Origin of the sequence: Paenibacillus lignilyticus (assembly GCF_017942085.1) — a bacterium.
GTDB lineage: Bacteria > Bacillota > Bacilli > Paenibacillales > Paenibacillaceae > Paenibacillus_Z > Paenibacillus_Z lignilyticus.
The window spans coordinates 358,777-373,249 of the sequence record NZ_JAGKSP010000001.1 but is presented as its reverse complement, the minus strand read 5'-3'; the positions used below and the strand labels follow the sequence as shown (position 1 = coordinate 373,249).

Annotated in this window: 16 protein-coding genes; all 16 read left to right on the top strand. The window is 51.7% G+C overall.

The window, feature by feature from the left end; genetic code table 11:
* The first annotated feature begins 64 nt into the window (after positions 1-64).
* The 16 genes from I8J30_RS01675 (at position 65) to pheA (ending at position 14,272) form a co-directional block, all read left to right on the top strand.
* Complete coding sequence (locus tag I8J30_RS01675; protein ID WP_338044807.1) at positions 65-724, top strand: septum site-determining protein MinC; 660 nt, start codon at positions 65-67, stop codon at positions 722-724.
* Between the two features lie 84 nt (positions 725-808).
* Positions 809-1,600 carry a septum site-determining protein MinD gene (gene minD, locus I8J30_RS01670; protein WP_091214800.1) on the top strand — a complete coding sequence of 264 codons (792 nt, stop codon included), beginning with the start codon at positions 809-811 and terminating at the stop codon, positions 1,598-1,600.
* A 7-nt stretch (positions 1,601-1,607) separates the two neighbouring features.
* On the top strand, positions 1,608-2,756 hold the full coding sequence (locus tag I8J30_RS01665) for an FtsW/RodA/SpoVE family cell cycle protein (RefSeq protein ID WP_210654815.1): 1,149 nt from the start codon (positions 1,608-1,610) through the stop codon (positions 2,754-2,756).
* Positions 2,757-2,863: 107 nt separating this feature from the next.
* Positions 2,864-3,829 carry a M23 family metallopeptidase gene (locus I8J30_RS01660; protein ID WP_210654813.1) on the top strand — a complete coding sequence of 322 codons (966 nt, stop codon included), beginning with the start codon at positions 2,864-2,866 and terminating at the stop codon, positions 3,827-3,829.
* Positions 3,822-4,709 (top strand): M50 family metallopeptidase, encoded by an 888-nt coding sequence (locus I8J30_RS01655; RefSeq protein WP_210654811.1) that lies wholly within the window; start codon positions 3,822-3,824, stop codon positions 4,707-4,709. The genes I8J30_RS01660 and I8J30_RS01655 overlap by 8 nt, the downstream gene beginning before the upstream one ends.
* Before the next feature lie 41 nt (positions 4,710-4,750).
* Positions 4,751-5,950: an Rne/Rng family ribonuclease gene (locus I8J30_RS01650; protein WP_210654810.1), complete on the top strand. Its 1,200-nt coding sequence runs from the start codon at positions 4,751-4,753 to the stop codon at positions 5,948-5,950.
* A 219-nt stretch (positions 5,951-6,169) separates the two neighbouring features.
* Positions 6,170-6,481 (top strand): 50S ribosomal protein L21, encoded by a 312-nt coding sequence (gene rplU, locus I8J30_RS01645; RefSeq protein ID WP_091214815.1) that lies wholly within the window; start codon positions 6,170-6,172, stop codon positions 6,479-6,481.
* 11 nt (positions 6,482-6,492) lie between these two features.
* On the top strand, positions 6,493-6,834 hold the full coding sequence (locus tag I8J30_RS01640) for a ribosomal-processing cysteine protease Prp (protein ID WP_091214817.1): 342 nt from the start codon (positions 6,493-6,495) through the stop codon (positions 6,832-6,834).
* Positions 6,835-6,848: 14 nt separating this feature from the next.
* Positions 6,849-7,154 (top strand): 50S ribosomal protein L27, encoded by a 306-nt coding sequence (rpmA, locus tag I8J30_RS01635; RefSeq protein ID WP_090983078.1) that lies wholly within the window; start codon positions 6,849-6,851, stop codon positions 7,152-7,154.
* Positions 7,155-7,288: 134 nt separating this feature from the next.
* The gene (locus tag I8J30_RS01630; protein WP_210654808.1) at positions 7,289-8,026 is read left to right on the top strand and encodes a Spo0B domain-containing protein; all 738 of its coding nucleotides are present in this window, start codon (positions 7,289-7,291) and stop codon (positions 8,024-8,026) included.
* 14 nt (positions 8,027-8,040) lie between these two features.
* Entirely contained in the window at positions 8,041-9,369 is a 1,329-nt protein-coding gene (gene obgE / locus I8J30_RS01625) for a GTPase ObgE (protein ID WP_210654806.1), read from the top strand.
* 192 nt (positions 9,370-9,561) lie between these two features.
* The gene (locus tag I8J30_RS01620; protein WP_090983085.1) at positions 9,562-9,999 is read left to right on the top strand and encodes an ACT domain-containing protein; all 438 of its coding nucleotides are present in this window, start codon (positions 9,562-9,564) and stop codon (positions 9,997-9,999) included.
* A gap of 35 nt (positions 10,000-10,034) precedes the next feature.
* Complete coding sequence (locus I8J30_RS01615) at positions 10,035-11,321, top strand: homoserine dehydrogenase (protein WP_091214827.1); 1,287 nt, start codon at positions 10,035-10,037, stop codon at positions 11,319-11,321.
* 31 nt (positions 11,322-11,352) lie between these two features.
* Complete coding sequence (gene thrC / locus I8J30_RS01610) at positions 11,353-12,426, top strand: threonine synthase (RefSeq protein ID WP_210654804.1); 1,074 nt, start codon at positions 11,353-11,355, stop codon at positions 12,424-12,426.
* On the top strand, positions 12,423-13,400 hold the full coding sequence (thrB, locus tag I8J30_RS01605; protein WP_210654802.1) for a homoserine kinase: 978 nt from the start codon (positions 12,423-12,425) through the stop codon (positions 13,398-13,400). Before thrC ends, thrB begins: the two co-directional genes overlap by 4 nt.
* Positions 13,397-14,272, top strand: coding sequence for a prephenate dehydratase (pheA, locus tag I8J30_RS01600; protein ID WP_210654800.1), 876 nt, complete (start codon positions 13,397-13,399; stop codon positions 14,270-14,272). The genes thrB and pheA overlap by 4 nt, the downstream gene beginning before the upstream one ends.
* Positions 14,273-14,473: the final 201 nt, after the last annotated feature.

Genomic DNA, 14,473 nt, shown 5'->3' with positions numbered 1-14,473 from the left:
CGAATGCCAGGCAGGAAAATACGCATCCGTGAAAGAATCGTATAGAGAAGGGGTGAAGACGAGCGTGGCCGAGAAGCAGCATATTACGATCAAAGGCGTCAAAGACGGTTTGATATTCCTTCTTGACGACACATGTGATTTTTCCGCATTGCTGGATGAGCTGCAATTCAAATTGGAAAAGTCGCACCAACAGCTGCTGACAGGTCCCATTGTTCACGTCCAAGTGAAGCTCGGCACCCGGCAAGTGAATGAGGAAGACAGGGAACGAATTCGAACGGCCATTCGGAATCAGGGCAATTTGCTTGTGCAGTCGATTGAAAGCGAAGCCCGCCCTGAGCCGAAGGTGGAAGACGGAAACAATTTAAAGGTATTGACGGGGATTATCCGTTCCGGCCAGACACTTGAGCATGACGGCAACTTGCTGCTTATGGGGGATTTGAACCCGGGCGGCTCGCTGCTTTGCACAGGCGATATTTATGTGCTCGGCGCTCTTCGGGGCTTGGCGCATGCCGGCTACAAAGGGAAAGAAGATTCGATTATCGCGGCATCGCTGCTTCGGCCGACACAGCTTCGTATCAGCGAAGTCATCAGTCGACCGCCGGATGAGTGGATGACCGGTGATGCCACGATGGAGTTTGCGTATTTAAGCGAAGGCGTCATGAAAATCGACAAAATGACACAGCTGCAGCGGCTGCGAAAGCTGCCGGTCGTGTTTCGAGCCTAGCTAGCGCAGCAATAGCGGGAAATCATTTTTGCAGCAGGTCTGTATAGCAGCAGTACCAATGGCTGGAGCGGGGAGAGTTGAGTCATGGGAGAAGCGATCGTAATCACATCGGGTAAAGGCGGCGTTGGCAAGACGACGACCTCAGCGAATATTGGAACGGCGCTTGCGTTATTGGGGAAAAAAGTTTGCATGGTCGACACCGACATCGGCCTGCGCAATTTAGATGTCGTCATGGGGCTGGAGAACCGGATTATTTATGACTTGATCGATGTAGCGGAAGGACGCTGCCGTCTGAATCAAGCGCTTGTGAAAGATAAACGGTTCGAGGAGCTCTATATGCTCCCGGCTGCCCAGACGAAAGATAAATCAGACGTGACACCGGAACAAGTTCGGGATATGATCCTGGAGCTGAAGAAAGACTTCGACTATGTCATTATCGATTGCCCTGCGGGGATCGAGCAAGGCTTCCGTAATGCAGTGGCAGGTGCTGACCGTGCTATCGTTGTGACAACTCCGGAGAACGCGGCTGTCCGCGATGCGGACCGTGTTATTGGCTTGCTGGAGCAGATTCATGTGCCTGCAAGACTAGTCATCAATCGCATTCGCGCCAATATGGTACGCAGCGGCGAGATGCTCGATATCGATGAAATCTGCCAAGTGCTGGCTATTGATTTGCTGGGGATCGTACCGGATGACGAGAAGGTGATTCGTTCGGCGAATGCAGGCGAACCAACGGTGATGGATCCTTCCTCGCGCGCTGCGATTGCTTACCGGAATATTTCGCGCCGCATGCTAGGCGATATGGTGCCGCTGATGCCGCTCGAGGAGAAATCAGGCGTCATTAAGCGGTTCCGCAAGTTTCTTGGAATAGGATGATTGCTAGGTGCTAAACAAACTGAAAAAGGTTGACCTTGGCATGCTGATCATTCTGCTGGCACTCATGGTAGTCAGTACGATGCTGGTACACAGCGCAACTTACGGGAATCCCGATTACGCCAATTACGACGTGAAAACGGTCATATTTTACGGATTGGGATTTTTCGTAGCGTTAGTAGCCACCTTGTTCGATTACCGGGTGTTTCTGAAAGCATGGATGTTTCTTTACGGCCTGGGGATTGTATTGCTGGTTGTCGTTTACTTCACGGCCGTTGAGATTAACGGTGCCAAGAGCTGGTTCGAGCTGCCCGGCGGGCTCCAGTTCCAGCCTGCCGAGATGGTGAAGATCATTCTGATCATCACGGTCGCTTACCTCATGGGCAGAAGGAATGGAGATGCACTGCGGGTCCGTCAGGATTTGCTGGTCATCGCGTTCTTCTCTTTTATCCCCTTCGCTCTGGTCATGATTCAACCGGATCTGGGTAATGCCATCATCTATCTGGTTATCGTCCTTGGCATGCTATGGATCGGGAATGTCAAATATACGCATGTTTTGCTTGGTTTGGGGATAACGGTAGGCTCGCTAATCCTATTCATGTTTCTGTTCAATGCGTATAACAAGCAAATCCACGACTATTTGCAAGATCACCAGAAGACCCACTGGTACGAGCGTATAAACGGATTCATCAATCCCGAAACAGCCTCCGAGAAAGAAGTCTATCAAGCCCAGAAGGCGAAGATTGCGATCGGTTCCGGAGGATTAACGGGCGATGGTTATATGAAAGGCGAGTCGAAGAACCGAAAGTTTATTCCTTATCCGTATTCAGATGCGATCTTTGTCGTTATCGGTGAGGAATTCGGGTTTCAAGGAGCCGCCGTCGTGCTCATGCTCTACTTCTTACTGATTTACCGCATGATTATCATTGCATTCCAGTGTTATGACTTGAAGGGCTCTTTCATCGTAATCGGGATCGTCTCGATGTACGTCTTTCAAGTCTTCCAGAACATTGGCATGATGATCGGGCTTATGCCGATAACAGGCATTACGCTGCCATTCATCAGCTATGGCGGTACTTCATTGCTGCTCAATATGCTTTGTATCGGTCTTGTATTCAGCGTGAAGGCGCATCAAGAGAAATACGAAATGGCCACTTAGCCGCTCAAGCAACCAGCTTGGCGGCTTTTTGCTGTTTACGGACGTGTCACAACATAACTAGTCCCACATGCTCATATATATTAGCGATTAGAGATGGAGGGATTAGTATGGATACGAAAAAAAGTATCCGCGAACGCAGACAAGAGCGTATCCGCCGGATCATGGAACATAACAACAGCACGCTTCCGCTAAAACAGGCTATGCAGCAGTCCCAAGCTCAAGCACATCTGGCACCGTTGCACAGCCCTGCCGAACTTCAAGCCATTTCCCCAACGAAGACGGCGTCCATTTCCCCATCTGCACAGCGAGATCCGGAAGATGATCCGGAGCGTTTGTGGAAAGCGAACCCGAATCCGTGGGAAAGCGCGGGTTGGCGGATTGCGCCATTGCCAAGCAAAGATGTGAAAGCGAGTAAGCAAGGGGGGCCGCAAGCGCCGCCTCCTCGAGATTTTCGGTTCATCGTCCGAGGGCTGTTCATCCAAACGGCTATTGCAGGGGCTATATTCATTATCGTGTTTGCACTTTTCAAGCTGGATGTACCTGCTGCCAAGCAAGGACAGCAAGTGGTTACGTCTGCGCTGACGGAGGAAATGAATTTCGATGCTGCTGCCGCATTGTACAAGGATTGGTTTGCGGGTGCGCCGTCCTTCATCCCATTGTTCGGCGACCACAGCGGCGAGGAGTCCGAATTGGCCGAAGGCGCTGTCGATCTACCCATCGTGTCTCCGCTCCATTCCGGTACCGTGGTCAGAACGTTTGCGGAAACGCTAAGCGGGATCGAACTGGCCGGTGAGCCGGGCCAAGAGGTCCTTGCCGTAGAGACAGGCCGGGTGCTTGTCGTATCCAAAGATGATGAAATGGGCGAAACGGTAGTTGTGCAGCATGCCAATGATCGAGTATCGGTCTACGGACATCTGGGCTTGGTCCGTGTAGCCGTGAATGATTGGATCGAAGCGGGAAAAACGATAGGTAAGCTGCCGGTAGCGGAGGAAGGCCAGCAAAGCCTGTTGTATTTCGCTGTGAAGGAAAAAGGCCAGTACGTCGATCCAGCGGACGTCGTCCCGATTGATTAAACTTGGCGGCATCCGCTGGTCCGTTCATCCGCTCTTCGTGCTGGTCATGCTCGCCTCCGTAGTGACCGGGTATTTTGTTGAGCTGCTGACCTTATTTGCGATCGTGCTGGTTCACGAGCTTGGCCACGTTATGATGGCAAAAGGTTTCGGCTGGAGAATTCGAGAAGTCAAGCTGCTGCCGTTTGGCGGCGTAGCGGAGGTCGAAGAGGGCAGCGGCGTGCCGGCTAAAGAAGAAGCCATCGTCGCCATTGCAGGGCCGCTCCAGAATGTATGGATGGCCGCCGTTGCCTGGCTCTTAGGCCAGCTTGGGATATGGAGTCATGAATGGGCGGACTATGTATGGCAAGCTAACGTCATGATTGGCCTGTTTAATTTGCTGCCGATCCTGCCGCTGGATGGCGGGAAGCTGATGCAAGCGGCACTTAGCCGCGCGCTTACTTTCTATGGGACGCTTATCTGGGGCGGGCGCGTCAGCTTGCTCTTTAGCTGCATGATGCTTCTTTATGCCTTTGTCCCCGCTTTGGTGGAGAGAAACGCCGTCCATATTCACATGAATTTGTTCGCGGTCGGGTTGTTTTTGCTGCTCACAAATTGGACAGCCTATCGGAATATCCCCTATTTGTTTCTGCGGTTTTTAACGACAAGGGCAATGGCATCATCGCGAATCGTTGCGAGAGGGGTATGGGCGATGCCCATCATTATTCCGAGGGGATATACGGTTCAAAGCACATTACAGCTGTTTAAGCGGGACAGCTATCACTTAATCGTCATTATGGAAGATAAAGGGGATATTCTCGGTGTCGTGCCGGAGCAGCGACTCGTAAACGGATTTCTTGAAGATGGGAAGGCTGACCGTGCAGTCTTGGAGCTTTTCATGTAATATAAGTATCAGTAAAGACCGACTGGACGGGAGGTCGAAAGATGAGAAGAATGCTGGTACACAAGCAGAAGGACTGGCTGCAAATTGCCGTTGTGGACAATAACCGACTACACGAATTTTATATGGAAAAGAACGAAGATGCCGGTCAACTAGTGGGCAGTGTCTACAAAGGCAAGGTCATTAACGTGCTTCCGGGGATGCAGGCCGCTTTCGTTGATATTGGGCTGACGAAGAATGCTTTTCTATATATCGACGATGTGCTGCATCCTCACCTAGAGCGGCAGAGTAAGGAAAAACCGCAAATTAATCAATTGCTTACTGCCGGACAAGAGCTGATTGTCCAAGTAATGAAGGAGCCGCTCGGCGGCAAAGGAGCCCGCGTTACGACGCATTATTCGCTGCCCGGCAGATTTCTCGTTTATATGCCAGCTGCCGATTACATAGGCGTCTCTAAGAAGGTGATCGGAGAAGCGGAGCGCCTCCGAATGCGAGGCATTGGCGAACAGATTCGATTTCCCGGAGAAGGCGTCATTATGCGCACCGCGGCAATCGGCGAGAGCAGTGATTCGCTCCAGCATGATGTGCAGTTCTTGCGGGAACTGTGGCAAGGTATCGAGGCGCGAGGGAAGTCCGCTTCCGCGCCGGCACTGCTCCATCGCGAAGCCGATCTCGTTCACCGTTTGGTGCGGGATTTGCTGACAGTGGAGATGGACGAGCTATGGATCGATGATCGAACGGCCTATCTCCAAACGGAGGCGCTTATGAAGCAAATGGCACCGGCGATGCTGCCAAGGCTGCGGCTGTTCGAGAAACAGGGGCAAGCGGGACTGTTTCAGCATTATCGCATCAATGAGCAGCTGCATGAAGCGTTTGAGCGGCGTGTTCGCTTAGGCTGCGGCGGTGATTTGGTTTGGGATCAGACGGAAGCTCTAACGGTAATCGACGTTAACACCGGTAAATTCGTCGGAACGAGCAATTTAGAAGATACGGTATTTCGCACGAATCTGGAAGCGGCGGAGCAGATCGCCCGGCTGCTGCGGATTCGAGATGTCGGCGGCATCATTATCGTGGATTTTATCGACATGGAGAAAGAAGAACATCGGGACGAAGTGATGCAGCTGCTTGAGCGGCTCGTTCGCGCTGATCGAACCAAATGCCAGGTAGTCGGCTGGACAAGGCTTGGTTTGCTCGAAATTACCCGCAAGAAAGTTCGGGAGCAGACAACTTCACCCGTCATTTAGATCAACGAATCTTCCGATTCCCGGCAGCCATCATTCGTACATGTGAATGATTTTATAAAAAGGAATTGCCATTGGGCGTTTGAATGTGCTATTATGTTATGGTGTCTGCAGAGGATATATGATCTGCAGTCAAATACCGCGCAGAACAGGTTTCTAAGCTCGGCCTTCCGAGGTCGGCACCTGCATCAGGCGAGTCTTCGATATAAGGAGGTGCAACATATGTTTGCGATTATTGAAACTGGTGGAAAACAGTACAAAGTTCAAGAGGGCGACGTTCTATTTCTTGAGAAGCTGAATGCTTTTGAAGGTGAAGAGGTAACGTTTGACCGCGTCTTGGCTGTTTCTAAAGGCGACGAGCTGGTAACTGGCGCTCCGGTTGTTTCCGGCGCTACTGTAACAGCTAAAGTCGAAAAACACGGCAGAGGTCAAAAAATCATCGTTTATAAATACAAAGCGAAGAAAAACTACCGCCGTAAGCAAGGTCACCGTCAGCCGTACTCCAAAGTAACGATTGGCAAAATCCAAGCTTAAGAGGTTAAATTATGATTACGGTCACCATTGAACGGCAATCCGCCGTTAATACGCGGATCGTAGCGTTTGCAATAGAAGGACATGCCAAGTTTGCAAAGCCGGGCAAAGATATCGTCTGTGCTGGTGTATCGGCCGTTTCGGTCGGTACGGTGAACGCGATTGAGGAGTTGGCGGGACTTGCTCTCCCTGCTTCCATGAAGAGCGGCTGGCTCCGATCAGATATTCCGGTAACGAGTGATGCGAGCTCTAACGAGAAAGCGCAGCTGCTGCTGGAGGGTATGATCGTCATGCTGAATTCCATTGCAGCCTCGTACGGGAAGTATGTTGATATTCGTCAACAATTTCGGGAATAAAGGAGGGAACATCCATGTTGAAACTGAATCTTCAGCTTTTCGCTTCGAAGAAAGGTGTAGGTTCCACGAAGAACGGACGTGACAGCCAATCCAAACGTCTTGGCGCTAAACGCGCTGACGGTCAAACGGTAACTGCTGGCAGCATCCTAGTTCGTCAACGCGGAACGAAAGTTCACCCGGGCAACAATGTTGGCATCGGTAAAGACGACACGCTATTCGCGAAAGTGGAAGGCGTTGTGAAATATGAGCGTTGGGGACGCGATCGTAAGAAAGTCAGCGTTTACCCAGTTACACTTGCTCCGGTAGCGGCAGCAGAATAGTGAAAGATCCCTGGTCTGCATGCAGACCGGGGTTTTCTTTTTTTATGAACAAAGCGATATGCAAAGATGATCTTTCTACTTTCTCGTGATATACTGTTTAAGGCTAGGAAAGAACAGGAAAGTAGGCTCGGCTTATGAATCGCATCGGAATGACCAAACAATTTGCGGCTGCATCCCTTTTGGTTCCTGCTGCTGCTGTTTTCATTTGGCCGGCGGAACTCTGGCTGCTGGCTGTGTTTACAGTCTGGCTGGTCCTTGTAGCTGCGTTCTGGGTTCTTGCGGAACGAAGGGAACAAGAATCGCGCATGGCAAGGGCTGCTTCTGCGATGCAGCAAGCATCCATTCGAACGCTGAATCATCATCGCCATGATTGGATGAATGATCTGCAGGTCATATACGGATATATTCGAATGGGCAAAGCGGATAAGACCGTTCAGTACGTGGAACAGATAAGAGAACGGATGTTAACGGAGAGCAAGATCGCGAAGCTCGGAATTCCGTCGCTTGTCTTGTTTATACAGTCGTTTCGCACGATATCGCACTCATTGGTAATTGATGTGGAGATTGACGGTGATGTGAATTTGGCGGAGCTGCCGCTTGACGGCGAGCTTGCGGCGGAATCGATCGTCGGCATTATCAACGCCTATCGATTCGCCATCAGACCGGGCACGGGTGATGCTGAGCGGCTCGTTATACGGATTTCGCAGGACGAGCAGCAGCTAAGCGTATCTTTCCACTGTGAAGGGATCATTAAAGAGATGGATGATTGGAAGATGAAATGCAAGCGGGCGCTTGATAATTCACCGCTTAAGCTGGCGGAGAATGGCCTGCAATCAGCAAGTGTCATGCTGCAAGCGCAGCTTGGGAAATAAACGGAGGCTAGGACATGTTTGTCGACAAAGCAAAGATATTCGTAAAAGGCGGCGACGGAGGAAACGGAATCGTTTCCTATCGCCGGGAGAAATACGTACCGAACGGCGGACCGGCCGGCGGTGACGGCGGAAGAGGCGGCGACGTTATTTTCCGCGTAGACGAAGGGCTTCGTACCCTGATGGATTTCCGCTACCAGCGGCATTTCAAAGGCGAGCGAGGCGAGCGCGGCAAAGTGAAAACGATGCACGGCGCTAACGCGGAGCATATGATCGTTCGTATCCCGCCGGGAACGGTCATCATCGATGACGAAACCGAATCCATTATCGCGGATATGACGCAGCACGGCTCGGAAATCGTGGTGGCAAAGGGCGGGCGCGGCGGACGCGGCAACTGCCGTTTCGCGACGGCGGCCAATCCGGCCCCGGATTTCTGCGAGAACGGCGAGGAAGGCCAAGAGCGCACCATTACGCTTGAGCTTAAAGTAATGGCGGACATTGGGCTTGTCGGCTTCCCGAGTGTAGGGAAATCGACGCTGCTATCGGTTGTTTCGGCAGCAACGCCGAAGATTGGTGCTTATCACTTTACGACACTGTCGCCTAACCTAGGCGTAGTCGATGTCGGTGATGGGCGCAGCTTCGTGATGGCGGACCTTCCGGGTTTGATTGAAGGCGCAAGTGAAGGCGTCGGTCTCGGTCATGATTTTCTGCGGCACGTCGAACGTACGAGAATTATTTTGCACATTCTTGATATGTCGGGGTCGGAGGGACGCGATCCTTACGATGACTGGGTGAAGATCAACCAAGAGCTCAAGATGTACAATCCGATTCTGGCGGAACGCCCGCAAATTATTGTGGCGAACAAGATGGATATGCCGGATGCGGAGGAACAGCTTGCCTTGTTCCGCGAACAGCTTGAAGCAAGCGGCGACGCCGAGAAGCATCAACTGGTTGCGATGTCCTCTCTTACGAAGCAAGGGGTTCAAGAGCTGCTCTATAAGGCTGCCGATTTGCTGGCAACCGTTCCGGACACCCGCTTGATCGAGGAAGTGAAGGATGTAGCCGAGCGCAAAGTGTACACGCTCGAGCAAGAAGAAGATCGTTCGTTCAAAGTAGGCAAGGAAAACGAAGGCTTCTACGTGGAAAGTGCCACGATCGAGAAGTTCATGAAGCGGGTTAACCTCAACAATTCCTACGATGCGATTATGCGGTTTGCACGTACGATGCGTAAGATGGGCGTTGACGCGGAGCTTCGTAAGATCGGAGCTAAGGACGGCGATATCGTTCGTATCGGCGATTATACGTTCGAGTTCTTCGAGGGCAGCGATTTCTCCTATCACGAATAAATAAAGTGAAACTGCTGCGGCAGTGTCTGTGCATGAACATGCAGACACGCTGCGGCAGTTTTTTGTTCATTCCAAGGATAAAATAGGTATAATGAGAATGTTGTGTTTCTCGATTGCCTATTGCCGCATTCGCCATTATTCGATATAATGTCCTCTATGGAAGAACAAATGTCTCTTGAGGGAGGACGGCAAGTGGAAGAACGATATTTTGTCGTCCGCGAGGACATGTTGCCGGAAGCGATCGTGAAGACGATCCAAGTGAAAGAGATGCTCCGGCGCGGCGAAGCCGCCACCGTTCATGAAGCGACGGAACGGGTAGGCTTAAGTCGAAGCGCCTTCTACAAATATAAAGACGGCGTCTACACGCAGAATCAATTGAAACGGGAAGCGATCGTAACCATTTCCATGGATCTGGACCACCGGTCGGGCGTCCTCTCGAAAGTGCTTGGCCTTGTAGCCGGCACGGAAGGAAATGTACTTACGATTCACCAAACCATCCCGCTGCAAGGACTTGCCAATGTCATTATTTCCGTAGATACCTCGATGATGAACGGAGCGCTGTCAGAGCTAATCGACGGCATCCGTAAGCACGATGGTGTACGCAAAGCGACGATTATTGGGCAAGGATAGAGAATTTGAGAGTTGAACTGGAGGATAACAGAACAATGAAGCCGATCAGAGTAGGTTTGCTAGGGCTGGGAACAGTCGGTACAGGTGTGGTACGCATCGTGGAAGGACATCAATCCGATTTGGAAAGCCAAGTGGGTTCCCCGATCGTCATCGAGAAAGTACTCGTGCAGAATAAAAACAAAGCCCGTTCCATCAGCGTTTCAACGGAGAAGCTGACAGAGGACGTTTGGGAAATCATCTATAATCCGGATATCGATGTCATCGTTGAGGTTATGGGCGGTATTGAACTTACGAAGAACTACATTCTTGAAGCGTTGTCGCGCGGCAAGCATATCGTTACGGCGAACAAAGATTTGATGGCCTTGCACGGACCGGAAATTCTGGCCAAAGCACAAGAGAACGGCTGCGACGTCCTCTACGAGGCGAGTGTTGCCGGCGGGATTCCCATCATTCGTACACTGGTGGAAGGCTTCTCGTCCGATCGCATTACGAAGATTATGGGTATCGTAAACGGTACTACAAACTATATTCTTACTAAAATGAGCAAAGAAGGCGCAGCTTACGGCGATGTGCTGAAGGAAGCACAGGATCTTGGATATGCCGAGTCCGATCCGACATCGGATGTTGAAGGATTGGATGCTGCTCGTAAAATGACCATTCTTGCGACACTCGGCTTCCGCGCTAACGTTGCACTCGAAGATGTGGATGTAAAAGGGATTTCCTCGATTACAAAGGAAGACATCCTGTACGCGAAACGTCTTGGCTACGAAGTGAAGCTGCTTGGCATTGCTGAGCGCCAGGACGACTATATCAGTGTCAGCGTGCAGCCAACGATGGTCAAGCTTTCTCACCCGATCGCATCGGTTAACGGCGTATTCAACGCCGTCTATGTATATGGCGAAGCAGTAGGCGAAACGATGTTCTACGGAGCAGGCGCTGGTGAACTGCCGACTGCCACTTCCGTAGTAGCGGATCTTGTCGCTGTCGTGAAGAACTTGAAGCTCGGTGTGAACGGTAAACAAGAGAAGCTTGCTTATAAAGAGAAGAAGCTCAAAACCGACGAGCAAATCGCTTCGAAATATTTTATGCTGCTCCATGTGGATGACCGTGCAGGCGTCCTTGCGCGCATTACGCAAGCTTTTGCCGAGTACGAAGTGAGCCTCGAGTCCGTGCTTCAACAGCCGAACCCGAACATCCCGGAAGCGGAAATCATCATCATTACGCATGATGCGAACAAAGCAGCTGCGAAGAAAGTGCTTCAAGCGCTGGAAGGCATGGAAGTCGTGAAAGCCATTAAGAGTGTGTACCGCGTAGAAGGCTAAATATTATTTGACATAAAGGAGTCCTATTTCCATGAGATATCTAGGCTTGCTCGAAACGTATAAAGAATTTCTGCCCGTCAATGAAAACACGCCGATGCTGACACTCCAAGAAGGCAATACGCCTCTTGTACGCGCAGAGAACCTGTCCAAGGAGCTTGGCTTGAACCTGTTCTTCAAATATGAAGGCTTGAACCCGACAGGTTCGTTCAAAGACCGCGGCATGGTTATGGCGGTTGCGAAAGCGATGGAAGAAGGCAGCACTACAATTATGTGCGCGTCTACGGGCAACACTTCGGCAGCGGCTGCCGCTTATGCGGCGCGCGGCGGTTTGAACTGTATCGTACTGATTCCGAATAACAATATCGCGCTTGGGAAGCTGGCTCAGGCGATTATCTACGGTGCGAAAGTTATCGCGATCAACGGCAACTTCGACCGCGCGCTCGAAATCGTTCGTGAAATTACGGCGAAGCACCCGATTACACTCGTGAACTCCGTCAACCCTTATCGGATTGAAGGCCAGAAGACGGCCGCATTTGAAGTCGTGGACCAGCTTGGCGGCGAAGCGCCCGACTACTTGGCGATTCCGGTTGGAAACGCGGGCAATATCTCGGCGTACTGGAAAGGCTTCAAGGAGCTTCACGCACATGGCAAAATTTCTTCGCTGCCGAAGATGGTCGGCTTTGAAGCGGAAGGCGCTATGGCAATCGTGAAGGGCGAGCCGATCGCGGAGCCTGAAACCATTGCAACGGCTATCCGGATCGGTAACCCGGCAAGCTGGAAAACAGCTGTGGCTGCAGCGGAAGAATCCCAAGGCCAAATCAACTATGTGACGGATGAGGATATTCTGGATGCGTACAAGTTGATCGCACGCCGCGAAGGTATCTTTGCAGAGCCGGCATCGGCGGCATCCATTGCCGGCGTATTGAAGCTGAAGCGCGAAGGGCAGTTTAAAGGCGGCGAAACGGTAGTTTGCGTATTAACGGGCCATGGCTTGAAGGATCCTAATATCGCCATAAAGAGTGTACAAGCCGAGCCTATCGTGGTAGAAGACAACGAAGAAGCGGTTATGAACGCGATCCGTCAGCTTGAGGGTGCGGCAAAATGATGAACCGCCGGGTGATGGTGAAGGTCCCGGCCAGCACGGCGAATCTCGGTCCGGGTTTTGACACGCTGGGAATGGCGTTGTCGCTGTACACTTGGATCGAAATGACGATCCCAAGTGATGGAAGCACGGTGATTGAATTGCATGGAGACGGGCTGGAGGGCATTCCAACCGATAAATCCAATTTGATCTATAAAGTTGCGCAGCAGGTGTTTGAGGCAGCCGGAGCGGAAGTGCCGGAGCTGCAAATCGCGATGTACAGCGATATTCCGCTTACTCGCGGTCTTGGCAGCAGTGCATCCGCCATCATCGGGGCGTTAACTTGCGCGAATGCGTTAATCGGCAACCCGCTTAGCGACGATGCCTTGTTTCAGATAGCCAGCGAGCTTGAAGGCCATCCGGATAATGTCGGTGCATCCCTGTTCGGCGGTATCGTCGTCTCGGCATGGGACGGATCGCGTGCGGAGAAGGTTCGGATAGAACCGCACGCCGATTTGGACGTGCTGGTAGCCATTCCTTCGTTCCAGTTATCGACGGAGAAGGCACGCCATGCGCTTCCAACTCAAATTTCAATGAAGGATGCCGTCTTTAATGTAGGCAGCAGCTCGCTGCTCGTGGCGGCATTCGCAAGCGGCAATCTGGATTTGATCGCTTTCGCGATGCGGGATCGCCTTCACCAACCTTACCGGGCCGCATTGGTTCCGGGCATGGAGGAAATTCTGGATCAAGCTACGGAGCACGGTGCTTTAGGCGTGGCGCTTAGCGGAGCGGGTCCAACGCTGCTTACGCTCGTTCACAAGAACAGCCCGCGCAAGGCGGAGCTGGACGCTTTTCTCAGTGAAACCCTTGGTAAACATGGCATTCAAGCACAGACCATGTGGCTGAAGCCTTGTGCGGAAGGTCCTGAGATCACGGTGAGCAGCAAACAGCAGGAGCAATTATTCATGGAACGGATCAAAGGAGAAGTCAGGGCATGATTAGCGTAGCATGTTTGACGAAAGGCTCAACATCTGACGAAGCAGCACGGTACTTATTAAACGGCCATGGTGCCGATATTCACTATTCCTATCATCGCATGATTGCCGATGTGTTTCTCTCCACCGCGGAAGGCAAGACAACCTACTCGATCATTCCGATTGAGAATACGATCGATGGTTCCGTTGGTCTGCATACCGATTGGATCGTGGATGAAGTAAACCTGCCGATTCAAGCGGAGTGGGTCTACCCTTCCATTCAAAACTTGATTGGTGAAGCGAAGGAGCTAACGACTGACGGCGAGCTTGCTTACGACAGGATCGTTAAGGTTCTCAGCCATCCGGTGGCAATGGCGCAATGTACACAGTATCTGAAGAAGCATATCCCTCATGCGGAGCTTGAGCATGTCGGCAGTACTTCGGAAGCGGTGCGCATTGTGCGCGATAATCCCGGACGCGGCTGGGCGGCTATCGGACAAGTGTCTGCTGCTGCCGACAATGAACTCGCCGTTCTGGAGACAGCGGTAACTGACCATGACAACAACTTTACTCGTTTCTTGTTGGTGGGATCTGAGCCGTTTACGCTTCGTGATTCACAGTCCCATAAGACGAGCATCCTCATTACGATGCCGGAGGACTACCCGGGCGCGCTCCATCAGGTGCTCTCAGCGTTCTCTTGGCGCCGCATCAACCTTTCGCGGATTGAATCCCGTCCAACGAAGAAGCAGCTTGGCAATTATTATTTCCTGATCGACATCGAAATGTCGCTGGACACGGTTCTTCTGCCGTCCGCAATTGCCGAAATCGAAGCGATTGGCTGTCAGGTCCGCGTGCTGGGAAGTTATCCAAGCTTCAAATATACCGCGTCTGAGTAGTCGCAATGGTGTCATGGACATGTTCAAACGCGGTTGTTCCGTTCGGAAAGTTAAAGCTCTGCCTCGTGTAATGGAGGCGGGGCTTTAACTTTTTTTTGTAAGGAAGGGTGACACTCGCCCATCTCATGCATAGGATGTAGGGATTGATTACGGGCGTTTACCACGTCTGCCCAAGGCGTACAAACGTGACAGGAGGTTTTT

Bases quoted from the DNA above. Each gene is read 5' to 3' on its own strand.
- obgE (WP_210654806.1), top strand. From the start codon at position 8,041: ATGTTTGTCGACAAAGCAAAGATATTCGTAAAAGGCGGCGACGGAGGA.
- I8J30_RS01615 (WP_091214827.1), top strand. From the start codon at position 10,035: ATGAAGCCGATCAGAGTAGGTTTGCTAGGGCTGGGAACAGTCGGTACA.
- rplU (WP_091214815.1), top strand. From the start codon at position 6,170: ATGTTTGCGATTATTGAAACTGGTGGAAAACAGTACAAAGTTCAAGAG.
- I8J30_RS01640 (WP_091214817.1), top strand. From the start codon at position 6,493: ATGATTACGGTCACCATTGAACGGCAATCCGCCGTTAATACGCGGATC.
- minD (WP_091214800.1), top strand. From the start codon at position 809: ATGGGAGAAGCGATCGTAATCACATCGGGTAAAGGCGGCGTTGGCAAG.
- I8J30_RS01630 (WP_210654808.1), top strand. From the start codon at position 7,289: ATGAATCGCATCGGAATGACCAAACAATTTGCGGCTGCATCCCTTTTG.
- pheA (WP_210654800.1), top strand. From the start codon at position 13,397: ATGATTAGCGTAGCATGTTTGACGAAAGGCTCAACATCTGACGAAGCA.
- thrB (WP_210654802.1), top strand. From the start codon at position 12,423: ATGATGAACCGCCGGGTGATGGTGAAGGTCCCGGCCAGCACGGCGAAT.
- thrC (WP_210654804.1), top strand. From the start codon at position 11,353: ATGAGATATCTAGGCTTGCTCGAAACGTATAAAGAATTTCTGCCCGTC.
- I8J30_RS01660 (WP_210654813.1), top strand. From the start codon at position 2,864: ATGGATACGAAAAAAAGTATCCGCGAACGCAGACAAGAGCGTATCCGC.
- rpmA (WP_090983078.1), top strand. From the start codon at position 6,849: ATGTTGAAACTGAATCTTCAGCTTTTCGCTTCGAAGAAAGGTGTAGGT.
- I8J30_RS01650 (WP_210654810.1), top strand. From the start codon at position 4,751: ATGAGAAGAATGCTGGTACACAAGCAGAAGGACTGGCTGCAAATTGCC.